The sequence below is a fragment of the Chryseobacterium sp. KACC 21268 genome, assembly GCA_028736075.1.
GTDB lineage: Bacteria > Bacteroidota > Bacteroidia > Flavobacteriales > Weeksellaceae > Epilithonimonas.
The window spans coordinates 2,071,013-2,096,100 of the sequence record CP117875.1 but is presented as its reverse complement, the minus strand read 5'-3'; the positions used below and the strand labels follow the sequence as shown (position 1 = coordinate 2,096,100).

The window sequence follows — 25,088 nt, the reverse complement described above, 5'->3', positions numbered from 1 at the left end:
CAAAGTTTTTTTTTATTAAAAACGAAATCTATGATAAATGAAATAGAAAAACTTGATAATCTGATTTTCAAAGCTTTGAACTATCATCTCTCAGAAATAGATCCTGACAAAGAATCTGAGGAATATATTGGTTTTAATTTTAGAATTAATTGCATTAAGATCAAATTCAGAAAGTCAAAATTGACGCCTAAGAAAATTGGACAATTCGTTACATTTTGGAAGCGAGATCAGGACAAGAAAACAGTTCCTTTTGATGTAAATGATGATTTTGATTTCTATATTGTTTTAATGGAAGAAAATGAGAATGCTGGATTTTTCATCTTTTCAAAATCGATTTTAGAAAAACAAGACCTAATTTCCAGTCAATTGAAAACCGGAAAACGCGGTTTTAGAGTTTACTCGGACTGGCAGTTTCCAATCAGCAAACAAGCTGAGAAAACCAAACTTTGGCAAACACGATATTTCATTAACTTATCTGATACAGAAAATTCGATCCTTGAGAAATTTGAAACCATCTTGAATTCTAAAAATCACTAGAAACCAATTGCAAAAACTTATCTTTGCACCAAATCAATATTTTATGTCATTCGAGTCGTTAGGATTATCAAGCAATATTATTAGTTCTATAAAAAAGTTAGGTTATCTGAAGCCGTTTCCAATCCAAGAGCAAGCGATTCCGGTGATTTTAGAAGGAAAAGATTTGATAGGAATTGCGCAAACTGGTTCTGGAAAAACGGCTTGTTTCGTAATGCCGATTTTAGAAAAACTTCAAAATACGGAAGTGAAAAAAGACCGTAACGTTCAAGTTTTGATATTGGTTCCGACGCGCGAATTGGCGATTCAAATTGACGAAGTTTTCCGAGCTTTCACAGATAATCTAAAACGTGACGTTCGCACGATGGCAGTTTACGGCGGAGTTTCCATCAATCCACAAATGAAAGGAATGTTTGGTGTAGAAGTCTTAATTGCGACTCCTGGACGTCTATTGGATTTGATTGACCACAATGCGTTGAGCATTTCTGGAATCCAACATTTGGTGATAGACGAAGCGGACAAAATGTTCCAATTGGGTTTTGGCGACGAGATGAACAAGCTTTTCGGTTTGATGCCTGCGATGAAACAAACGACTTTGTTTTCAGCGACTTTGGATGATAAAGTTTCTGAGATGAAACAGCGTCTTTCCATTAATCCCACATTGATTGAAATTAAAAAAGAAGAAGTTACCATTGATGATATTGAGCAATTGGCTTATCACGTTTCTCCGGAAAACAAAGGACCGTTTTTAAGATATTTGATTAAAGAAAAAAAGGTTGAGAAAGCATTAATCTTTGTTTCATCCACAAAATCTGCGGATAATCTGGTTGAAAAACTAAAGAAAAATAAAATAAAAGCAGTTGCGATTCACAGTCAGAAATCGCAAGGCGCAAGACGAAATAATTTGGAAGAATTCAAAGTAAACGGTGCGCAAATTTTGGTTGCAACGGATTTGATTGGTCGAGGAATTCACATTGATGCTTTGCCTTGCGTCATTAATTACGAACTGCCACGTTCGCCTCTGGATTACATTCACAGAATTGGTAGAACGGGGCGAGCTGGTGAAAAAGGAACAGCAATCAGCATTTTGACCGATGACGAATTGCAACATTTCCGCGTCATTCAAAAGAAAATGGGAAAGAAAGTCACACTTCAAAGAACAGAAGGAATTAATCTACGCGGTTATTAATTTTCCGTTTCAGAAATGTAATTTTCACTCGCTAACTTTAGACTTTTCGCAATTCTCTGCTTCAACTTCCTCGGTGCCAAAACTTTAATGAATTCTCCCATTCCAAGGATCATTCTTTCCAACTCAAAATTCAGCTGGACACAGATCTTGAAAGTGGTTCCATTTTCATCTTCCTCCATAATCACTTGACTGTGGTGAAATGGCTTGGTTTTCACATAAGGTGCGTGTTTTTTGGTAATGTGGAAAATCACATTCTGAGGCCTTTGAGTTTCCGAAACGGTCGCACCAATCACTTCTCCAAAATAACGGTCAGCATTGAAATCCTTGTCGATATATTCCGTTTTATCATCGATTTCAATTTCCTCCATCCTATCCAAAGCGAGATTCATAATGCTGTTCTTGTGATAACAGATGAGAAACCAACGGTTATTGTATTCCTTTAATAATTGCGGATGAACGGTCAGAATATTCATTTCCCTTGCCTTGAAACTCTTGTAACAGATTTTCAAAACGTTTTTGTTCAGAATACTTTCATACAAAATATCAATATGCTCCAAGCCTTTCAACTGCTCATTTTTATCCAGATGAATGATGGATTTTTGAGTCGTCGACTGTATCGAATCTTCTAGTTTTTGGATCACTCCATTCATCTCTTTGAACATCGAAAAATCTTTAAATTGCTTCAGGATCTGCACCGCATTGTTCATCGCCTTCAGATCATTTTCATTGACTGAGATCTGATGAATGCTATAATCAGGATCACTGTATCGATAATATCTTCTTTCATAAACCTCAATTGGCGCTTCATAACCGAACTTCTCACTTCGCATATTCTGCAGATCGAGCTGAACGGTCCGTTTACTCACAAAAGATTCTTTGCCTTCAAATTCAAACAAAGCTTCGGAACATTCCTCCATCAGATCTTCCAAAGTGTATTTTTTGTACTTGTTCTTCAGACATTTGTCCAGAGTTTTGTAACGGATTAAAGCGTTTTTATTCGAAGACATAATTATTTAAATTTGTATAAAGTAAAAAATTCCCCTCCAATGGAGGGGCGACTAAAATTCGAAGAATTTTTTGGCGGGGTGGTCAATCATCACACACCATTCTACTTTCTCTTCAAAGCTTCACCCTCAAACGAAATCCCATCCCAACCAAACGTCATAAAGTTTCGGATATTCTGATGATCATCACCGTCCGGATTCTGCAAAACATCTGTTCTGTAAAAGTCGCCGAACAAAGCCAAAGTCTCTTCCTTAGAAAGCGCATTCAACTTTGCAAAACTGAAAACCTTGCAAGAGCCATTGTTCTGGTCGGCTTCATTCACTGTGTTTCCATTTGTAAATTTAGTAGGCGTAAAATCGTAATGTTCATCGATGAATGCAATAACATCTTTGAATTGAATCTCGCCCGCTGATTTTTCTAATTGTTCAAATATCATTGTAATTTTTTATTTATTTTTTGAAGTTCATTTTCTACATTCTGCCAAACATTCTGGCTCCAAATCCTTACGTACTCAAACCCCGAATTCTTCAATACTTTTTCTTTGTGCAGATCTTCCAAATAGCCCAATTCATCGTCGTATTTTTCCTTGCTCATACATTCTACGACCACAGATCTCTTTCCTTCTTTTTCAATCAGAATATCAAATTGATATCCACCAAAGTCCATATTTTTCGACAATTTGTGATCTGGAAAATCCCTTTGCAATCGGTCAAAGATCTGGTCAATAAAAAGATTGGAATTGCCACTTACATTAGCTTCTTTTGAATATCCAAATTGATCCAAAACATTCAGGATCTCAATTCGTCCATTCTCATTTTCTTCGCTCACCGCCTTGCAATAAGCCAAATAAGCATAGAAAACCGCTTTCCGGTTGTTGGAACCTTCCTGTTGCAATGCGTCTTTGTAATTGGAAAATATTTCTTCTGGAATCGAGTTGCAAATGTAGATTTTTTCTTTGGCTCGCGTAATGATTACATTCAGCAATTTGTAACCTTTGGTGTGATTCACCGGTCCAAAACTCTGAATGAATTTCCCACTCGCTTTCCGCCCATAGGTTGTAGAAATGATGATAATGTCGCGCTCGTCACCTTGGATATTTTCAAGATTTTTAATGAATAATCCTGCAGATTCCAATCCTTGGATTTTCTCTTTGAAACTTTCATTTTCAGGCAAACTGGCTTTCTGCACGATCTTTCTTTTGATGTAATTCCGTTGCGAAATATTGAACGTCGCAATTCCCACCGAAGGATAACTGCCATCTTTTTTAGGCTGAATATTTTCCAAAATCTCCAACACTTTATCAGCTTCTTCCTTATTCGTGTGGTCATCAAAAATACCATCGATTTGGAAAAACTCAATGGGTTTGTTATCAGACTTTGTCGGAAGTGGTTTTAATCTCGAATTATAAAAAGCGTGGTTAGAAAAGTCTATCAAATAAGGATGTTTTGAACGGTAGTGGAAATCCAGATGGTTCTTTTCATAATTATTTTCCATCGCATAGTCCAACAGCGATTCGATGTTCAACATTGCATTTTTGTACGTGATAACTTCGGTTTCAGATTCGATATCATCTTCGTCTTCAATAGTTCCATCAAACACTTTGCTGAAATAATTAGAAGGTGGCATTTGATGCTCGTCGCCTGCAATGATCACGTTTTTCCCTTTCAAGATCGCTGGCAGATTGTCTTCCAACTTCAACTGACTGGCTTCATCAAAAACGACATTATCAAAATAGAAATTTTTCCCCTGAAAAAGATTACTGCAAGCATCTGGCGTCGTCAAAATAATGGGAAAGAAATGTGTAAAAAGGTCAATATCTTTCTGAACGATTTGTCTCAGAGTCAGCCTTTTGTGATTGATACTGCTTCTTTTATTATACAGATTCGCAACCGTAACATCTTTGTTATTTTGCTCAAATTGCTTCACTGAATTCTGCTGGGCAACGTTCCAGAAAAACTCCACGAAACTCTTCTGAGAAATCCCTAATTGCTTAATTTTCTTTTCGATTTCCTCATAATTTTTCTCACTGAAATTCAGTTTTGGATCAGAATAATGATTGAGCAACAATGGATAATAAGACGAATAAAACGTTGGTTTCCAACTATTAATTGGATACAATTTCTCCAAAATCGACTTCTGAAAATCCGAAAGCGAATAATAAAAGGTAAACCAGCTAAATTCTTTCAACAAAGGATTCTCTGGATTGTTTCTGTAAGTTTTATAAAGATTTAAAGTGTGATTAATGTAAGTTTTGAAGCTTTGATAAGCATTCCCAAAATCCAGATTCTTCACCCAATGATCATTGGAAATAATCTTCCGCAATTGCTGGATTTTTTGCGAAATCATTTCGGTTTCTCTTCCAGAAACAACGGTATCAAAGGCATTAAGAAAATCGATCTCTGCAAAACTTGTTTCTAACTTCGAAAGAAAACCCGACTGGACCTCCTGAACTTTCTGCCTGTAGTTAATAATCTCATTTCTATTATTCCAAAGGTTATCAGATAAAGTAATCGCCGGAAAGAATTCCTTCAAACTAACTTGCTTTACCATTGAACTCAACTCCAGCAATCGCTTCTGGGTCTTGATCTTATTTTTTTTGCTTGATGAAAATAGCGCCGTCAGTTTATAGAAAAATCCATTCGTGATTTCCGGATGCAATTCCTCCGAATTTTGATTTAAAGTCGAGGTCAGAACTTCGGTTTCATTGATATAATTGGAAACCTCCTGCAGATTCTTCCCAAAATCCTGCTTCCTCTTTTCCTCATAGATCGGTTTGAAATCACTGATCGAACGCTGAATTTCATTCCAAGAAGTCTCATAATTCTGAAAAGCCGAATCCAAATTCTGCTGACTGCTGTGGAAATTATCTTTGATCAATTTTTCAGGATCGATGAACGTTGAAGCTTCAAAGGGTTTAAAATCTTGATATAGTTCTTCCCCATTTTCCAAAACATTCTCAATAACTTTGACCTCATCTTCAGAAAAATAAAACTTCAGATCTTGCAGATTGATATTTTCATTAGAATCCTTGTAGCTCAACAGACTTCCGACAATCTCCTTCCAGTTTTTCCCCGGAATCAATTCAGAATTCAAGAGCTCGTGGACTGTATTAATCGTATCTTTATGCCGAGAGATTTCCGTCAGTTGATTTTGCAACGATTGCTCAGAATAAGGTTGGATCAGCTTTTTAAAATCTGCCGAGTCAATCGTATTTCGCACCGAATCGACTACCAACTTCCTATCAGTAGACGCATCTTTGATCATAATGCAATAGCGTCCCAGACCCAACTTTTGCAACGCATTGTAAAGCACTTCCAGCGCCGTTTGCTTCTCGCAGACCACGATGGTTTTTTGTTTATTCTCCAAGGCATTCAGCAAAACAGCGGTCAAGGTCTGACTTTTCCCCGTTCCCGGCGGACCTTGGATCAAGATCTTGGACTGAGATCTCAACGACTCCAAAATCCCTTGTTGCGAAGGATCGGTTTCTACGGAAGTGATACTTTGGAAACCAGCTTTTTCAAAATGCTCCAACGGTTTGAATTCCTTCTTCAAAGTTTCATAATCATTGATGATGTTCTGCTTCTGAACTTCAAAGATGGAAAAGACACCAGACTTCAAAATTACGGCATCACCCTTATTCGGAACTCGGTTTTCGTAAGACGCTTTGGCTTTGATGAAGGGAATTTCTTCATAATTATTGAGAATGAAATCCAGATTCTGCGTGATCTTCAATTGATCCAACAGGCTCTGACAGATATTCAAAAGTTCTGGCTTATCGATTTTCCCATCGGCGATCATTTCCTCCGAGATCTGTTTGATGCTAATGCCAGAATCGCTTTGCAGATGGTTGATGAGCACCTCGTTCACATAGATTGGGTCGTCTTCCGTCCTGCTGATTTCCCAGGTATTCATCTCATTGACGGCTTTGATTGTCACAGACCATATCAGGATGGGTGACGCCGAGATCTGTCCGTCCATATCTTTCCGGATCAGGATCGGGAAACCAAAACCCAAAGAATTCACACCTTTCTCAGACTGGATCACCTCATTTTGAAAGATCAGATTTTCCAGGCTGGTCGTCAGCTTATCCAGTGCGGTCAGTTTATCTTTCTCCTGAGGAACTTCCGCAATCGCAGAGTTGGGAAACAGCTCTTCATTGGTTTTCCCCTCGTCCTCCAGAAGATAACTGTCATTCTTAGGTGTCTCAGTTGTTTTTTGATGGACAGAGAATTTGAAATTCACATTTTTCTGCGTCAACAGATCGATGATGAAATGCTCCGGCAGACTTTTGCTGATCTCAGACAACCGCGCAAGGTCGAATTTGTATCTCGAGTTTCCGGGAATCGCATTCAGGTGAACGCCTCGCCTGTTTCCGGTTTTGAGCTTGTTTTGAAAGGCCTGAAAGAGCTCCGAATTCAAATTCTCCATTGTGCTTTGTAAAAAATTTTCATTAAATGTATAAAAAATTTCAGATACGCAAAAACATTGCGCACTTACACTTTTACTTTGCAACATCAAATAACGACAAAACAACTTAAAAGCTGAAAACCCGCAACCCGACTTGAGTGGAAATCCTTTTTTGTGGCTGGAAAAGCTAAGGCAAAAAGATTGGGAACGGAAGGCGGAAAAGTTGCCCAAAATAAAAACTAAAATAATGACTACAATCACAGGAAATGATTTGATCGCATTAGGATTCACACCAAAGAAATGGTTTGCAGAAGCCTTGGAACACATCAACGAAAATCAATTGAACGAAACCGAAATGCTGGACTATCTGGAACAATTCCGCGCACCAGACCCGATCCCACTCCATTCCGAGCCACAGGAGTTCATCATCAACATCAAAGCGGAAAACGACAGCGAAACAGACAACGTGGAAAAGGTCATCAGCACGATGAAGGTCTTGATGAAAACCCCAACCTTGCTCAGCGGTGCCATTATGCCGGACGCCTGCCCTACTGGTCCCGAAGGTCACATTCCGGTGGGCGGTGTGGTGGTAGCGAAAAATGCCATCCATCCGGGATTTCATTCGGCAGACATCTGCTGTTCCGTGATGTTGACCGATTTTGGAAAGGCAGACCCGAAGACGGTTTTGGACACCGCACATTCCATCACGCATTTCGGTTACGGCGGTAGAGACCGCGGGTCGCAAATGCCGATGTCGCAGGAATTGATGGATGCCTTCCGGGAGAATTTCTTTTTGAACGACGAGAGACTCATCAGCATCGCCCGTTCGCATATGGGAACGCAGGGCGACGGCAACCATTTTTTGTTCGTCGGGGTTTCCAAAAATACAGGAAACACAATGTTGGTAACGCACCACGGTTCCAGAGCGCCCGGCGCAATGTTGTACGACAAAGGGATGAAGGTCGCCAACCGTTTCCGAATGGAACTTTCGCCGGAAACCTTGAAGGAAAACGCCTGGATCCCCTACGAAACCGAGGAAGGAAAACAATATTGGGAAGCCTTGCAACTCATTAGAGATTGGACGAAGGAAAACCACGAATCCATCCACAATGCTGTTTTGGAAAAACTCAATATCGAAAAACAAGACCGATATTGGAACGAACATAATTTTGTTTTCAAAGATGGTGACCTGTTTTACCACGCGAAGGGCGCAACACCACTGGACGACAAATTTTTGCCCGACATCACAGGTCCGAGGTTGATTCCTCTGAATATGGCAGAACCTGTGTTGATTGTCTCCGGGACCACCAACGGCAGAAATCTAGGTTTTGCGCCACACGGTGCGGGAAGAAATTTCAGCCGAACGCAACACAAAAAATCCCTGGCCCACAAAACCATCGACGAAGTGTTCGCCGAAGAAACGCAAGGTCTCGACATCCGTTTCTTCTCCAACGACATCGACATCTCCGAACTCCCAAGCGCCTACAAAAGCGCCAAAAACGTAAGAACCCAAATTGAGGAATACAGACTTTGCGAAGTTTTGGACGAAGTGATGCCTTATGGTTGTATTATGGCAGGCGATGTGGGGAGGAACGCGCCTTGGAAGAGGAAGAAGAAATTTAGAAAATAAATTGACGATTACGGGTTTCCGTAATCTTTTGTATTAATTATAACTATATTTATTACTTAATTTTTTAAAATGCCAATAATAGAAGATTCGAACATAAAAGTAATTGACTGGAGTGACAGGTCTCGAGAAAAATACTGGAATTATTTTTCCAGTGAATTATGCAAAAAATATGGAACTGATAATATAACAGAATCCAAACAAATTAAGGATGCACTTAATTTTTTGTTTGAGATTATTACAGATAAATTCTTAAAAATTATATTTAGTCAAGAAAATATTTGGTTTTATAAATATGTGTTTCATTTTAACAATAACTATATTAAACTTTTATTTAAAAGTGAATCAGGAAGAAATTTGCAAGAATTGGAATATAAAAATTTCGCAATGAATCGACGAGTTTTAGGTTTAATTTTAGAGCAAGGATGTGATGTAAATATAAAAAGAGATAAAATTGACGAAACATTAAAAAAAAAATATCAAGAGCTACTAGAAGATTTACTTTACATAGGCAGTTGGGCTTATTACATTGCAGATTTTATCTCAATAGAATCTATGCTTGATAGTCCTTTATATATCGATATTAACAAAGAAAACATAATTGATATTAAATATAAAAATGAGAATGTCACGTATTTTTATAAAGCTTTAAACTCTGAAATCGACAATGACTTTAGTGAAGCATTGCATAATGCTAGTGTTGAAAGAGTCGAAGTCTACAAAGATAAAATACAAGATTGCTTCAATATAGATTATAATTTTGCATTAAAACAAATTGATGAAATTCAAAAATATCATAAGCCGACAGACTCGCATCTACAAGATATTGAATTTGGAACACTAGAACAAAACTTAATTAATAATGGAGTTAAAAAAGAAACGGCAGAAATATTTTACTCTGGATTATATCTTTCCAAAAACAATAAACAGAGCTTAAAAGAAGTAATTATTAGACCTCATAAACTGAATAGATTTCATTATAAACCTATACTAATTTATGAAATTAACGGAAAGAAAAGGCTTCTAACATCTATTGATAAAATTAGTGAAACAATAGTTATGTTACATTTAAAAGCATTTCCTTGGAATGAGTTGTATGAAGAATGGAAGGTAAACGATTGTATTAAAAATTATGTACAAGAAATTAGTAATGTAACTGGAAGTAATCTTGAAGGTCATATTGAACAAATTTTCCTTAATAATAAATCTTTCGCATTTGATAAAAATATAACATCACTATTAAAGAAAAACAATCAAAACATTGATATCATAAAAAAATGCGGAGAAATTGATTTTGTTTTTATTGATGATAAAAATAAAATCATTTATGTTTCTGATTGTAAATTTTTAAAACTTCGTACTGAAGGTGTTGGTTTTAAAATGGACTTTACAACATTTAGAGATAAATTAGAGAAGCAATTAGAAAATAAGGTAAATTTTGCAAATACTAATAAAAATTTATTTGAGGAACATTTTGAAGTTTTAACTAAAACTAAAAGAGATTTTTCAACTTACTCTGTAATGGGATGCTTCATTATCAGCACTCCTACTTTATATATGTATTGTGATTCAAAATTTGCTATATACACGATAAATGCGCTAAAAAAAATTCTCAAAAATGTATCACCATATGAAACTATAAAAATTAATAAAGAAACCCAATCAGGGATTTTATATACAGATAAAATTGATTATCCATATTTAAAATCACTTTAAGCATTATAAAAAATTAAATTAATTTTATGTTATTATAAATAGTGTAATGCTAAGCTAGACTTTTATATTTTTATTTACGGTAATAAAAATGGTAAAGCAGTAATAAAAATTATTACTGCTTTAGTTTTTATAGAGTATTACGAACTTAAATCTAATTAGATTTCTTTTGTTGCAAAGAAATCTTTCAAGCTTATCATTTATTTTTATATATACTATCTACGAGAGGTTTTGTTTTCAACCTTATTTCTTTATTTTCTGTATTAGTAATTTTATTAATTGAATCAATCGTTTTATTATGCTTATCTAACAATGAATTAATTTCATTAATAAGACTATCACTTTTCTTTAATGCCTGATGATATGTAATAATTTTACCTACATCATCAACTGCATAGGAATATTTTACAGTTGAATCATTTACATTTCTAATGTCAAGTATTTTTTTCATCAGAGAGTCCGGACTATTATCCCTAATAACAGTGTTTGTTTCAATTAATTTTTCATTATATATATCTTGAAACACCAACACTACTAAAAGACCAACTACAGAAATTACAGAGATAAATAATAAAATTAATAATCCTTTTATTTCCTTTTTTAAATCATTAAGAGATTGTTTTATTTCAGATGTAACACTTGAAGAAATATATTCATCAGGATAAGTCTCTAAATTTTTCAACAATTTCTCTACATCCCCCCCGCTAGCGCGAGCGTCCCGCTCGTGCTCCCTCAAACCCAAAAACCCCAGCCCCCAAGCCGGGGTTTCTCATTTAACATAATATTTAACTATTCACAATTATTACCCCAATTTATTGTCATATTCAAAATAAATTTTATATTTGAAAACAATAATTCAAAAACACAAATATTATGTCTAGTACCTCAGAAGTAGGACACGCTAAAAACGTAGCCAACCTACAAAAACTCACAGAGCAAGTTTCCGTTTACACCCTTTACAACCCTCCCGTAGCAAGCTTGTCGGTCGCCAATCTCCAGACTCTCTACAACACTGCCGTTGCAAAACTCAGCGAAGTAGAAGAAAAACGTAACGCCAACAAAAACGCCATCGCCCTTCGTCAAACCGCTTTCGAAAACCTAAAACCAACTTCCACAAGAATTATCAATCTTTTAGACATTTTAGGTCTGCCAGAAGGAACGCTCAATCAGGCAAAAACTTTAAACCGCACGATCCAAGGCACCAAAAACAAAACAAAACCACCCACAGAAAATCCCGAAAACGGACAATCATCATCCAACAATCCAATTTCAACCTCCCGACAATCCTACACCCAGCAGGCAGAAAATTTTGGGATTCTTTTACAGTTGCTAGCAACCATTTCGGCCTACACACCCAACGAAGAAGATTTACAGTTAAACAACCTCAACACCTACCACGAATCACTAGTAGCCACCACCCAACCCGTAGACCAGACCGAAGCCGAACTCAACGTCAAACTCATAGAAAGAAACCAGATTCTATACACAGAAGGCTCCGGACTTTATGATATCGCCCAAAACGTCAAAAAATATGTCAAAGGCCTTTATGGTGCTACCTCTACAGAATATGCCAACGTATCATCAATCAAGTTTACGGAACCTAAATAATACACAGACGAGTCAATAATCTATTGCACAGTCTGATTTTTCTAATGTAAAATCCTGTCAGAATATTTTGACAGGATTTTTTTATACAACACCTTCTCAAAATATATTCTTTCATCCAAAAACTACATTCTCGCATCCGGAAAATATATTCTTGCATCCGGAAACAATATTCTCGCATCCGTAAGTTATATTCTTGCATCCGTAAGTTATATTCTCGCATCCGTAAACTATATTCTTGCATCCGTAAGTTATATTCTCGCATCCGGAAACTATATTCTTGCATCCGGAAATTATATTCTTACATCCGTAGACAATATTCTGCCATCCGTAATTAATATTCTCTTATCCGGAAACTAAATCCCAATTCACAAAAGCTCCGGAGGAGCAACCTATTAATAGAAACGCCCAACCCACAAACACAAGAGTGCCAGAGGCACACCCCAACCCCGTCATCCTGAGGCTCTCGAAGGACAATAAATAAAAATTTCCAAAAAAAAATCCCCCGATAACTCGGGGGATTCAATATAATTAAGACTTGATCTTATGCTTCGTTCAAAGGCTTGTGCTCTCCTGGTTGGTCTTTACCTTCTGGGTTCACTTGACTTTCCGGTCTTGGTTTTGGCGCCGGTTTTTCTGGTCTTGGCAACAATACTTTTCTGGAAAGTTTCATTTTTTTACGGTCATCATAACCCATAAATTTCACCTCAACTTGGTCACCTTCACTGTAAGGCACCTTATCAAGACGCGCCCACTCGATCTCAGAGATGTGTAGAAGTCCTTCAGTTCCCTTAGCGATCGCTACGAAAGCTCCGAAGTCCATTACTTTCACAACTCTACCTTGGTAAACTTCACCTACAGTTGGTACGAAAGTGATCTCGTTGATCTTCGCGATAGCCTCGTTGATCTTCTCTCTACTCACACCAGAGATCTCGATTCTTCCGATCTCTCCAACTTCCTCGATAGCGATAACAGTATCCGTATCTTTCTGCATCTGCTGAATGATTTTTCCACCAGGTCCGATCACAGCACCGATGAAATCTTTAGAGATCTCTAGCATCACCATTTTCGGAGCGTGAGGTTTCACGTCTTCTCTTGGTGCAGAGATAGTTTCGTTTAATTTATCAAGGATATGCAATCTTCCGTCTCTAGCTTGTAGAAGGGCTTTTTCCATAATGTCCATAGACAATCCCTGGATCTTGATATCCATCTGGCAAGCGGTGATCCCGTCTGCAGTTCCGGTTACTTTGAAGTCCATATCTCCCAAGTGATCTTCATCACCCAAGATATCAGAAAGCACTGTGAATTTTCCTGTTTTGATGTCAGTTACCAATCCCATTGCGATCCCAGAAACTGGTTTCTTGATCTGAACACCCGCATCCATCAATGCTAAAGTTCCTGCACAAACAGTTGCCATAGAAGATGAACCGTTAGATTCCAAGATATCAGAAACGATACGTATCGTGTAAGGATTTTCTTCCGGGATCATATTCGCCAAAGCTCTCTGAGCCAGGTTTCCGTGACCAACTTCTCTTCTTGAAGTTCCTCTCAAAGGACGAGCTTCACCAGTAGAGAATGGTGGAAAGTTATAGTGTAGGAAGAATCTCTCGTCATAGTTGATCATCACGCTGTCAACCATATTTGCATCTTTCACCGAACCTAGAGTTACAGCTGTCAAAGATTGAGTTTCCCCTCTTGTGAAGATGGCAGAACCGTGTGCGCCTGGCAAATAATCGATCTCACTCCAGATCGGACGGATCGTTTGAGGATCACGACCATCTAGTCTGATCTTATCATTCAAGATCATCTGACGCATCGCTTCTTTCTCAACATCGTGGTAATACACTTTTACGAAAGGTGTTACTCTTTCCAATTCTTCAGCGTTATCAACATATTGAGCCAAGAACTCTTCACGCACCGCTTTGAATTTATCGCTTCTCTCTTCTTTACCTGAAGGCGATTTCGCTACTTCATATACTTTATCGTAAGTTTCTTTCCAAACTTTTTCACGGATTGCTTCGTCGTGATTCTCGTGGCTGTATTCTCTTTTCGGGAATGATTTACCAACTTTTTCAGCCAATCTCTCCTGAGCTTCAACTTGTTTTTTGATCTCAACGTGAGCGAAGTTGATAGCCTCCAGCATTTCTGCTTCAGAGATCTCCTTCATCTCGCCTTCTACCATTACGATAGAATCTTTCGTTGCACCAACCATAATATCAAGGTCAGCGATCTTTAGGTCTTCTAATTTTGGATTAACAGAAAGTTTCCCGTCAATTCTCACCACTCTTACTTCAGACATTGGCCCGTTGAAAGGAATGTCCGTGATCGCGATCGCTGCAGATGCTGCAAAACCAGCCAGATCATCTGGAATGGATTGTCCATCGTAAGAGATCAAAGAGATCATCACCTGTACTTCCGCGTGGAAATCTTCAGGGAACAATGGTCTTAGAACTCTGTCCACCAAACGCATCGTCAAGATCTCCTGATCGGATGGTCTAGCTTCTCTTCTGAAAAAGTTTCCAGGGATTTTCCCACCTGCGTAGAATTTCTCTCTGTAATCTACTGTCAATGGCAAGAAATCTACGCCATCTTTTGCTTCTTTGCTGGCTACAACAGTTGCTAAAAGCATTGTTCCACCCATTTTTACTACTACAGATCCATCAGCCTGTTTTGCCAATTTCCCTGTTTCGATTGTGATCTCTCTGCCGTCTGCAAGAATGACCGTTTCTGTAATTGCTTGAGGTATACTCATAAATTGTTTTGTGTTGCACTCCGTATTGAGTGCTTTAATTAATTATATTTCGTCTAAAAATGTGGTGCAAATTTACAGTTTTTGTTTGGATTTTCTGAAATTCCATTGAAATATAGATTTTAATATTCTATTTTTACAATTCATTTAATTAAAAGAGCTTTAAAAGATCTCTTAAACCGAAGTGAAAATGTTTGTTTTCACATCCAAAATTCCCCTATGAAAACCGAAACTTCTTTTCTCAAAAATCCCTTCTTTATCTCCTGGATATTGGCCTTACTATTCTACGCATTGGAATATGCGATCCGATCTTCTCCCAGCGTGATGATTGGTGACCTCAAAGAATCCTATGGCGCGACCAGGACAGAAGTCAGCTCGATGATCAGCGCCTACTACATCAGCTACTCCATCACGAGTTTGGCGGCGGGATTATTTTTGGACAGAATGGGCGCGAGAAAGCCTGTGTTTTTCGGCATCTTGGTTTTGGCGATTGGTTCATTACTTTTTGGAGGTTCTCATTATGTAGTTGGATATGCAGGAAGATTGATGCAGGGCGCAGGTTCTGCAATGGCTTTTCCGGCCGCGGTTTACATCGCTGTGAAAGCTTTCTCTGGAAAGAATCTTGCCACAGCGATTGGAATCACACAGACTTTAGGAATGCTGGGAGGTTCTGCCGGACAGAAATTAAGCAACACTTATTTGACCAATGGAAATAGCGTCACCAGCATTTGGATTATTTTTGGTGTCACCTCATTAATTTTAGCTTTACTGGCATTTTTGTTCACACCCAAAACAGAACCAGGAGAAAAGATTGAAAAGCAAAAGAATTTTCTTGATAATTACAAGATCATTTTCGGAAATCCTCAAAGTTATTTATCTGGTTTGGTTTCGGGATTATTATTCGCTCCGACCACGATTTTTGCGATGATCTGGGGTGTAGATTTTCTTCAAAAAAGCCGAGGTCTTTCCCACGAGACCGCGACAGTAGCTTGTGCTTTAGTTCCAATCGGTTGGGCAATTGGATGTCCGCTTCTAGGTTGGGTCGCAGATAAGATCAAGCGCAGAATTCCGGTCATTATCGGAGGTGCGGTTTTGATGATCCTAAGTTTATTACAATTAGCTTATTTACCAAGTTTAATGTCCGTTGACATTTCGCTTTTATTAATGGGAATAGGTTCTGGCGCCGCGATGATTCCTTACTCCATCATCAAAGAAGTGAATCCCGACAAAGTAAAAGGAAGCGCAACAGGAGCCATCAATTTCTTGACCTTTGGTGTGACGACACTTTTAGCACCTTTGTTTTCTAAATTGTATGGTTCAAAATTGACGAAGAGTTTAGACGCAGATTCTCTGTTACAACATTCGCTTTTATTCTTTGTCATAGGAATTTCTTGCGCGATTGTCATTTCTATTTTCTTTAGAGAAACTGGAAATATAAAAGCAGAAGAAGTGAAATAAATTTTTGATTTTAATATCTATTTTCGGGTGATTCTCAACAAAAGAATGATCACCAGAACAACTGAAAATACAAATCCCAAAACAGCTACCAAAGACATTTCGCCAACTCTTGGTCCGGATTCCGAAACGAAAACGATGGATGTTGCAATGATATTTGCGCCCAAAAGCATCGCTAAAATTAGATTAATGATACTCGATTTGATGAGTTGATTGGTCTTCTCAATATTTTTAATTTCGCTCGAAATGGTGAATTTGTTATCATCCAATTTTTGCAGAACGGAACGCAATTCTTTTGGAATTTCATCAATATTGTCTGTGAAATTCAGCATTTTGTCCATTCCGGATTTGAAGATCTTTTTCGGACTGATCTTTCTCGATAAAATTTTCTTTGTGTAAGGATGCAGACTTTGAACGATGTCCAAATCAGGATTGATGGTTCGCCCAACGCCTTCTATCAGACCGATTCCTTTGAACAACAGATAAAAATAATCCGGCATATAAAGCTGATTGTCCTTCAGAACGTCTTTCATTTTATTAATGATAATATGCGGATCGATATTCTTCAATGACGTGCTGTGAACGAAATTCAGAACTTCCTCCACGTCATTTTCAAATCGCCTATCGTCTGGGATTTCGTAACTGACCGCCATTTTCTTCAATGACCTCACAATTTTGTTGGAATTTTTAGCAACAAAAGCTACAATCAGACTTTCAAGAATCTCCTTATCATTTGGCTGAATTTTACCGACGGCTCCAAAATCAATAAAAACCACTCTCCCATCTTTCTTCACCAAGATATTCCCAGCGTGTGGATCGGCGTGGAAAAATCCGTAATCCAAAATCTGAGAAACGAAAAGCCTCAAACCAACTTCCGAAATCACGACTGGATTGATATTATGATTAAGAAGCTCAGCTTTGTCGGTGACTTTGATTCCATCAATAAATTCCATACAGAGGACATTATTATTGGAAAATTCGTCGTAGACAATCGGAACGTAGGTTTCCTTATTATTTTTGAAATTTAAAGCAAACTGTTTGATGTTATTGCGTTCATTCACCAAAGACACTTCTTCTAACAAAGACTTTTCGAACGTCGCAATCGCTTGTTTAAGATTTAGTTTTGAAGCAATTTCGGAATAGGTCGAAATCAGTTTTACCAAATCTTTTATAAGTAGCAAATCATCCTCGATAACACTCAGAACATCTGGTTTTTTGATCTTTAAAATCACTTCTTCGCCAGTGATCAAAGTTGCTCTGTAAACTTGTGCAATAGAAGCCGTCGCCAAAGGTTTGGAAACAATTTCAGAAAAATATTCTTTGACCGAAATATTGAATTCATTTTCCAGGATTTCCTCAACATTCATATCAACAACTTCTACTCTATCCTGAAGTTTTTGCAATTCCTGAATCAACTCTGGCGGAAGCAGATCTTCCCGATTGCTAAACGTCTGCCCAAGCTTCACGAAGGTCGGACCCAACTCTTCCAAAACCAATCGAATCCTCTCGTAAACAGTCCCTTTGGAAATAATTTCATCAGAATTCACAGAATTTTCTTCTGGTTTTTTCCCCATTCTGGCAATCATATCTTTGAAGCCATATTTGCTGAGAACGGAAATTAATTTGGCAGAACGTTTAAGTTTTCGTTGTTGTTTATCGAACATAATTTATAAAATAAAGGAGCTACAAAGTAACTCCAAAAATTATTCCTACTAATAAAAAAAGTCTTCGTGAGCCTCAGACTGACATTTGAAAGTATTTGATTCCGCTTTTAATGACAATAAGATAGAACTTTAAAGTAAAAATCTCGCAGATTTTGCAAATCAAGCAGATCTAAAATTAAATTCTGCAAAATCAGCACAATCTGCGAGCGCATATTTTCAGATTTTAAAATTGAATTAAAATCTCTTTTTCTTAGGATTGAGGAATGTTGGGAAGATCATCACTTGTTCTCCAAATCTCATATTGATCCTCTCTTCCAAATTCAACATCTCGCTTTCCATAAATTGATCTCTCATCTCATCATTATCAAAAACCAAAAACAGATTCGTGTTTTTTCCCTCGCTCACCATATCGGATTGAACCTCGGAAAGAATGTACTGTACCACATCCAAAAGATTTTCAACCATTTGATGCAGATCACTTTCCACATAGACGTCCCATTCTTCAATTTTATTTTCGATTGTATGAAATGTAATACTTAGGATGCTCATTTTTAATATTTTTTTATGATTAATGTTGATAAATTCAGAATGCAAAAATCGTATTTTTTTTGTAAATTAGCCCGTTATAAAAAACAGAAAAACTTAAAGGGTCAGAATGTATTTTAATATTCTGATTTACAATAAATTAAAAAATATTTATGCATAAGGAAGGAGAAAGGTTAATACCGATCAACATTGTTGACGAGATGAGAACCTCTTACATCGATTATTCGATGTCAGTAATCGTATCAAGAGCTTTGCCAGATGTGAGAGACGGACTGAAACCCGTTCACAGAAGAGTTCTTTACGGTATGTACGGTCTTAATGTCTTTTCTAACAGAAAACATTTGAAATCTGCGAGAATTGTTGGAGACGTTCTAGGTAAATATCACCCGCACGGAGACAGCTCTGTTTACGATGCGATGGTAAGAATGGCTCAGCCTTGGAGTTTGCGTTATCAAATGGTTGACGGACAAGGTAACTTCGGTTCTATGGACGGCGATCCACCAGCAGCAATGCGTTACACCGAAGCAAGACTTAAAAAAATATCCGATGAGATCCTTGCCGATCTTGATAAAGAAACTGTTGATTTCCAAAATAACTTTGACGACAGTTTAACAGAACCTACCGTTCTTCCTACTAGGATCCCAAGTCTTTTGGTAAACGGAGCTTCCGGAATTGCAGTTGGGATGGCGACGAATATGGCGCCTCACAACCTATCCGAAAGTATTGATGCGATCTGCGCTTACATTGATGATAAAGAAATTACAATCGATGAGCTGATGAAGCACATCATTGCGCCGGATTTCCCGACAGGTGGAATCATCTACGGTTATGATGGCGTGCGTGATGCTTTCCATACGGGAAGAGGACGTATCGTTTTGAGAGCGAAGATCAACTTCGAAGAGATCGGGAACAGAAATGCGATCATCGTAACAGAAATTCCTTATCAAGTCAACAAAGCGGAGATGATCGCCAGAACTGCTGAGTTGGTAAAAGATGACAAACTTCCAGGAATCTACGAGATCCGTGATGAATCTGACAGAAATGGTATGCGTATCGTTTATGAACTTAAGAACGACGCGATTCCAAATGTTGTCTTAAATCTATTATATAAATATACTTCTCTACAAACTTCTTTTTCAGTTAACAATATCGCCTTGGTAAAAGGACGTCCTGTACAACTGAACGTGAAAGATATGATCCTACATTTCGTAGATCACCGTCACGAGGTTATCGTAAGAAGAACAAAATACGAACTTAGAAAAGCACAGGAAAGAGCCCACATCCTTGAAGGCTTTATGAAAGTGATTGGCACTCAGGATTCTCTTGACAGAGCGATTGCCATCATCCGTCACAGTGCGAATCCACAAGCTGCGAAGGAGGGATTGATCGAGGAGTTTGAACTTTCTGAGATTCAGGCGCAGGCAATTCTAGATCTTCGTTTGGCTCGTCTTACGGGAATGGAATTGGACAAGATCCGTGCTGAGTACGACGAGATCATGGCCTTGATAAAAGACTTGGAAGACATTCTGACCAATGAGCCAAGACGTTATGAGATCATCAAAGAAGAACTTCAGGAGATCAAAGAAAAATACGGCGACGAAAGACGTTCAGAGATTGATTATACTGGTGGAGAATTCTCTATCGAAGATATGATCCCGGATGAGAAAGTTGTTTTGACCATTTCTCACGCTGGTTACATCAAAAGAACACTTCTTTCCGAATACAAAATACAGTCCAGAGGTGGCGTTGGAAACAGAGCGGCAACGACTAGAGACGAGGATTTCCTTGAATATATTGTTACCGCCACTAACCACGAATATCTATTATTCTTCACAGAAAAAGGAAAATGTTTCTGGCTAAGGGTTTTCGAAGTTCCGGAAGGTTCTAAAACAGCGAAAGGAAGAGCGGTTCAGAATTTAATTAATATTGAACAAGACGATAAGATCAAGGCTTACATCAGAACCAAAGACCTTAAGAATCAGGAATATATCAACCAAATGAATGTTGTGATGATCACCAAGAACGGTACCATCAAGAAAACATCGTTGGAAGCTTATTCACGACCAAGAACTAATGGTGTAAATGCCATCGAGATCCGTGATAATGATGCTCTACTAGGTGCAAGATTGACAGACGGAAATTCTCAAATTATGATTGCTACCAAAAATGGTAAATGTATCCGTTTCCCTGAAGAAAAAGCGAGAGCTGTCGGAAGAGGATCAATCGGTGTAAGAGGTATTTCCCTTGAAGATAGTGACGAAGTAATCGGAATGATTGTTGTTAATGATTTGGAAAATGATACAGTTTTGGTTGTATCAGAGAGAGGTTATGGAAAAAGAACAGCTGTTGAAGATTACCGAATCACAAACCGTGGTGGAAAAGGTGTTATTACTTTGAACATTACTGAGAAAACTGGAAATCTGATCGCTATTCAAAGTGTGACAGACGAAGATGGATTGATGATCATCAACAAATCTGGTGTTGCCATCCGAATGAATATGAACGAAATGCGCGTGATGGGTAGAAATACCCAAGGTGTGAAAGTCATTAATCTGAAAACCAAAGACGAAATTGCAGCGATTGCAAAAGTAGAAATGGATAGTGAGGTTGTGGAAGAAGAAGATGGAGAAGTTGCAGAAAACGACAGCAACAATCCTGAATTCAAAGTGAAACCTCAGACAGGAAACAATCAGATCAACATCGGCGATGAAGAGGAACTAAAGAAAATCGAAGACGAGGAAGCCGCTGAGAATGCTGATGAGCCAGAAGACAACGAATAAAAATTAAAATATTATGAAGTCGCTTGCGATAACATATGACCAAATAAAAAAATAAAAATTATCATATGAAAAGATTAATTTTAAGTTTAGCAGTTTTATCTGTAACATTCATCAATGCACAGAAAAAAGAAATCGCTAACGCTGTAAAAGCAGTTGATTCAGGAGATCTTGCAACTGCCAATTCAGAGATATCAAAAGCAGAAGGTATTTTTGGTGACAAAACTTATTTATTAGAACCTTCCCTTCTTGAGCAATATTATTATGCTAAAGGTTTCTCTTTGCTTAAAGCTGGAAAAAACACGGAAGGTGCAGAATATTTAGCCAAAATTGCAAATCTTGGCAAAGAGCAAATCTACACAGGAAAAGATGCTGAGAAAAACAAAGTTTATTTTGTTGGAAAAGAAGCTGCAGACAAATTTGGTGCTGGATTATCTTTGAAACAAGATAAATTCTCACCATCGTTAGGAGATAAATTAAGAGAATCTATCAATCCATTATTACAAAATGCAAGCAAAACAGCTACAACTAATTATAACGAAAAGAAATATGATGTAGCTGGAGCAAAATTCGCTGAAACCTATTACCTTTTCAAAGCAGCAGGACAGGATGATAAAAATTATCTTTATTATGCAGGTGTTGCATATGCACAAACCACAGACAACAAAGCTAAAGCTATTGAGATTTTAGATTCTTTGATTAAATCTGGTTACACTGGCGTAGAAACTACTTACACAGCTAAAAATAAAGCAGGTGGAGTGGAAACATTAGACAAAGCAGCGTATGATCTTTATAAGAAAACGCCTGGAGGTGCTGGTTACACAGACTTCAAAACTGAAACAAGCACAAGCAAGCAAGAAGAACTATACGACATAACTGCATCACTACTTTTCGATCAGAAAAGATATGATGAGGCAGGAAAACTTGCTGAAGAAGGATTGAAAAAATTTCCAAATAGTAAGTCTCTTGCACAAACTCAAAGTAGTTCTTATTTCAAATCTGGTAAAACAGATGAGTTCGTGAGTAACTTGAAAGCTAAGATTGCAAAAAATCCAGCTGATAAAGAAAGTCTTTATAATCTTGGTGTAATGCTGAGCAAAGACCCAACTAAAATTGCAGAGGCAGAGGCTACTTTCAAAAAGTTAATTGAAATTGATCCTCAATATCCAGATGCACTTAACAATCTTGTTTTTGCAATCATTGGAGAAGATGACGCAGCAATCAATGAGTACAGAGATCTCAAAAAAGCAGGAAAGATAGATGCTGCAAACAAAGTGCTTGAACAAAGAAGAGCTAGATTTCAAAAAGCTTTGCCTTATGCAGAGCAAATGTATCAGGCAAATCCAACCAACAAAGAAGTCATTGGGCTTCTGAAAGGAATGTACCAAACAACACAAAACACTGCAAAGTACAACGAATTCAAAGCGAAAGAAACTGCAATGAAATAATCATAAAGGAGCCTTCGGGCTTCTTTTTTTTATCATTTTTATTAAGCAAACTAAAATGTATATTTGTGAGCAACTTTCATAAATATTAAACAAATAAATTTTTACATATGAAATTTTTTATAGACACAGCCAACCTGGAACAGATCAAAGAAGCACAAGATCTTGGAATTTTGGATGGCGTTACAACCAACCCTTCTCTAATGGCAAAAGAAGGCATCTCTGGCAAGGAAGCGATCAACAAACACTATGTTGACATTTGCAATATCTCAGATGGTGATGTTTCTGCCGAAGTTCTTTCCACGACTTACGAAGAAATGATCAAGGAAGGTGATGAACTAGCTGCACTTCACGAAAGAATCGTTGTGAAGATTCCAATGATCAAAGACGGGATCAAAGCTTTGAAGTATTTTTCAGACAAAGGCATCAAAACCAATTGTACCTTGATCTTCTCAGCAGGACAAGCACTTTTGGCAGCAAAAGCAGGCGCAACCTATGTTTCTCCTTTCTTGGGAAGACTGGATGATATCTCTGTTGATGGTCTTAACTTGATCGAGGAGATCCGTTTGATCTTTGACAATTATATGTTTGATACAGAGATTTTGGCTGCATCCATCAGAAGTCCTATGCACATCATCAACTGTGCAAAGATAGGCGCAGATGTGATTACTTCTCCTCTACCATCGATCCTTAATCTATTGAATCACCCATTGACAGATTCTGGATTGGCACAATTCGTTGCAGATTCTAAGAAATTAGGGTAAAATTATTTGGGCGCCTTTATCCGCCCGGAGTTTATCCTGAGCCTGTCGAAGGGTTCCCGCTTTTTTCGCCTTAGCTTTTCCAGCTGCAAAAAAGAGCTCCACTCAGGTCGGTGCGCGCTTCGCAAGAACGAAAGGTGGTACTCGATACAACTTTAGAACAAAAAAAAAACCGTCTCACTTATTTGAGACGGTTTTTTTATTTATTAATTTCTAATTATTGAGGAAAGAAAGTCTCTTTCAAAAGATAAAGGTTCAGAACGATAATAATAGCACTGATGACAAACGCCAAGACTTTGAGCCACATTTTATTGGCAAACTCTCCCATCTTCGCTTTGCTGTTTGTAAACATTACCAATGGAACCACCGCAAAACTCAACTGCATCGACAAGATCACCTGACTGAAAACCAAAAGTTCAGCCGTTCCTTTCTCACCATAAATAATAGAAATGACCAAAGCTGGAATGATGGCAATCGTCCTCGTGATCAATCGTCTGACCCAAGGTTTTAATCTGATATTAAGGAAACCTTCCATCACAATTTGGCCAGCTAAAGTTCCTGTTAAAGTAGAATTCTGTCCGGAGGCCAACAAAGCAATTCCAAAGAAAATACTCGCCAAAGTCGTTCCCAAAAGCGGCGTCAAAAGCATATAAGCATCATTGATATCAGCCACATCTTTGTTCCCCGACGTATGAAAAGTTGCCGCAGCAATGATAAGGATTGCCGCATTGATGACGAAAGCTAACATCAACGAAAGACTACTGTCGATGCTCGCAAACTTCAAAGCTTCTTTTTTCCCTTCCGTAGTTCTTGGATAATTCCTCGTTTGCACAATACTGCTGTGAAGATAAAGATTATGAGGCATCACTGTGGCGCCCAGAATTCCTATCGCAATGTAAAGCATTGATGGATTTGTAATAATCTCTTTCTTCGGGATCAAGCCTTCCAACAATGGGAAAATATCTGGTTTACTCAGAAATATCTCGTAAAAGAAAGCGATGAAAATAATAAATATCAATCCGCCAACGATACTTTCAATATATCTAAAACCCTTTGCTTGCAGGAACAAGATCAGGAACACATCGACGATGGTTATCACAACACCTACACTCAACGGAATTCCAAATAATAAATTCAAGGCAATAGCCGACCCAATCACTTCGGCAAGATCACAAGCCGCAATGGCGATCTCACAGAAGATCCAAAGCACAAAATTGACCGCCGGATGGAAATGGTCCTTACAAGCTTGAGCCAAATCGCGTTCCGCTACCACACCTAACTTTACAGAAAGATGTTGCAACAAAATTGCAAATAAGTTTGAAATTAAAATGACCGAGAGCAACGTATATCCAAACTGGGCTCCACCGGCAATATCTGTGGCCCAGTTTCCAGGATCCATATAACCAACTGCGACCAGTAATCCTGGCCCCATATAGGCTAATAATTTCTTTTTAAAACTCCCATCTTTGGGAATGTTGACGCTGGAAAAAACCTCATTGAGTGAATTCGAACTTTTCTCGGTTCTCCAGCCTGTATTATGATTTGATGGATTCAATGATTTTCATTGTTAGATTAGACTAACAAAAATAGTTATACTGTACTTAACTCGCA

Annotated in this window: 17 protein-coding genes; 9 read left to right on the top strand and 8 right to left on the bottom strand. The window is 37.9% G+C overall.

Annotation, left to right across the window (positions count from 1 at the left end; genetic code table 11):
- Positions 1-30: 30 nt before the first annotated feature.
- Both PQ459_09640 and PQ459_09635 read left to right on the top strand, forming a co-directional pair.
- Entirely contained in the window at positions 31-537 is a 507-nt protein-coding gene (locus tag PQ459_09640) for a MepB family protein (protein WDF45162.1), read from the top strand.
- A 43-nt stretch (positions 538-580) separates the two neighbouring features.
- Positions 581-1,723: a DEAD/DEAH box helicase gene (locus PQ459_09635; GenBank protein ID WDF48712.1), complete on the top strand. Its 1,143-nt coding sequence runs from the start codon at positions 581-583 to the stop codon at positions 1,721-1,723.
- Here PQ459_09635 and PQ459_09630 read toward each other — a convergent pair.
- From PQ459_09630 to PQ459_09620, 3 genes are all read right to left on the bottom strand, one after another.
- Entirely contained in the window at positions 1,720-2,730 is a 1,011-nt protein-coding gene (locus PQ459_09630) for a WYL domain-containing protein (protein ID WDF45161.1), read from the bottom strand. The two genes, PQ459_09635 and PQ459_09630, sit on opposite strands and share 4 nt — an antisense overlap.
- A gap of 101 nt (positions 2,731-2,831) precedes the next feature.
- Positions 2,832-3,164, bottom strand: coding sequence for a HopJ type III effector protein (locus tag PQ459_09625; protein WDF45160.1), 333 nt, complete (start codon positions 3,162-3,164; stop codon positions 2,832-2,834).
- Positions 3,161-7,156 carry an AAA domain-containing protein gene (locus tag PQ459_09620; GenBank protein ID WDF45159.1) on the bottom strand — a complete coding sequence of 1,332 codons (3,996 nt, stop codon included), beginning with the start codon at positions 7,154-7,156 and terminating at the stop codon, positions 3,161-3,163. The genes PQ459_09625 and PQ459_09620 overlap by 4 nt, the downstream gene beginning before the upstream one ends.
- Before the next feature lie 226 nt (positions 7,157-7,382).
- On the opposite strand from PQ459_09620, the gene PQ459_09615 reads away from it, so the two are divergent.
- Positions 7,383-8,765 carry an RtcB family protein gene (locus PQ459_09615; protein ID WDF45158.1) on the top strand — a complete coding sequence of 461 codons (1,383 nt, stop codon included), beginning with the start codon at positions 7,383-7,385 and terminating at the stop codon, positions 8,763-8,765.
- 69 nt (positions 8,766-8,834) lie between these two features.
- Positions 8,835-10,478 carry a hypothetical protein gene (locus PQ459_09610; protein WDF45157.1) on the top strand — a complete coding sequence of 548 codons (1,644 nt, stop codon included), beginning with the start codon at positions 8,835-8,837 and terminating at the stop codon, positions 10,476-10,478.
- Between the two features lie 193 nt (positions 10,479-10,671).
- Here PQ459_09610 and PQ459_09605 read toward each other — a convergent pair whose 3' ends face one another.
- Positions 10,672-11,157, bottom strand: a complete 486-nt coding sequence (locus tag PQ459_09605; GenBank protein ID WDF45156.1) for a hypothetical protein — start codon at positions 11,155-11,157, stop codon at positions 10,672-10,674.
- A 191-nt stretch (positions 11,158-11,348) separates the two neighbouring features.
- Between PQ459_09605 and PQ459_09600 the strand changes: the two genes are divergently transcribed.
- On the top strand, positions 11,349-12,083 hold the full coding sequence (locus tag PQ459_09600; GenBank protein WDF45155.1) for a hypothetical protein: 735 nt from the start codon (positions 11,349-11,351) through the stop codon (positions 12,081-12,083).
- Between the two features lie 541 nt (positions 12,084-12,624).
- Here PQ459_09600 and PQ459_09595 read toward each other — a convergent pair.
- On the bottom strand, positions 12,625-14,832 hold the full coding sequence (locus tag PQ459_09595; GenBank protein WDF45154.1) for a polyribonucleotide nucleotidyltransferase: 2,208 nt from the start codon (positions 14,830-14,832) through the stop codon (positions 12,625-12,627).
- A gap of 216 nt (positions 14,833-15,048) precedes the next feature.
- Here PQ459_09595 and PQ459_09590 point away from each other — a divergent pair, with 216 nt between their 5' ends.
- Positions 15,049-16,287 carry an MFS transporter gene (locus PQ459_09590; GenBank protein WDF45153.1) on the top strand — a complete coding sequence of 413 codons (1,239 nt, stop codon included), beginning with the start codon at positions 15,049-15,051 and terminating at the stop codon, positions 16,285-16,287.
- A gap of 17 nt (positions 16,288-16,304) precedes the next feature.
- Here the strand turns inward: PQ459_09590 and PQ459_09585 are convergent, their stop codons facing one another.
- Complete coding sequence (locus tag PQ459_09585) at positions 16,305-17,948, bottom strand: AarF/UbiB family protein (protein ID WDF45152.1); 1,644 nt, start codon at positions 17,946-17,948, stop codon at positions 16,305-16,307.
- Between the two features lie 234 nt (positions 17,949-18,182).
- A complete protein-coding gene (locus PQ459_09580) occupies positions 18,183-18,497 on the bottom strand; it encodes a DUF4286 family protein (protein WDF45151.1) in 315 nt (104 codons plus the stop codon).
- 149 nt (positions 18,498-18,646) lie between these two features.
- On the opposite strand from PQ459_09580, the gene gyrA reads away from it, so the two are divergent.
- From gyrA to fsa, 3 genes are all read left to right on the top strand, one after another.
- Complete coding sequence (gene gyrA / locus PQ459_09575; protein WDF45150.1) at positions 18,647-21,274, top strand: DNA gyrase subunit A; 2,628 nt, start codon at positions 18,647-18,649, stop codon at positions 21,272-21,274.
- Between the two features lie 65 nt (positions 21,275-21,339).
- Complete coding sequence (locus PQ459_09570) at positions 21,340-22,719, top strand: hypothetical protein (GenBank protein WDF45149.1); 1,380 nt, start codon at positions 21,340-21,342, stop codon at positions 22,717-22,719.
- Between the two features lie 107 nt (positions 22,720-22,826).
- Positions 22,827-23,480: a fructose-6-phosphate aldolase gene (gene fsa / locus PQ459_09565; GenBank protein ID WDF45148.1), complete on the top strand. Its 654-nt coding sequence runs from the start codon at positions 22,827-22,829 to the stop codon at positions 23,478-23,480.
- A gap of 214 nt (positions 23,481-23,694) precedes the next feature.
- On the opposite strand, the gene PQ459_09560 is transcribed toward fsa, so the two are convergent.
- Positions 23,695-25,032: an Nramp family divalent metal transporter gene (locus PQ459_09560; protein WDF45147.1), complete on the bottom strand. Its 1,338-nt coding sequence runs from the start codon at positions 25,030-25,032 to the stop codon at positions 23,695-23,697.
- Positions 25,033-25,088 lie beyond the last annotated feature (56 nt).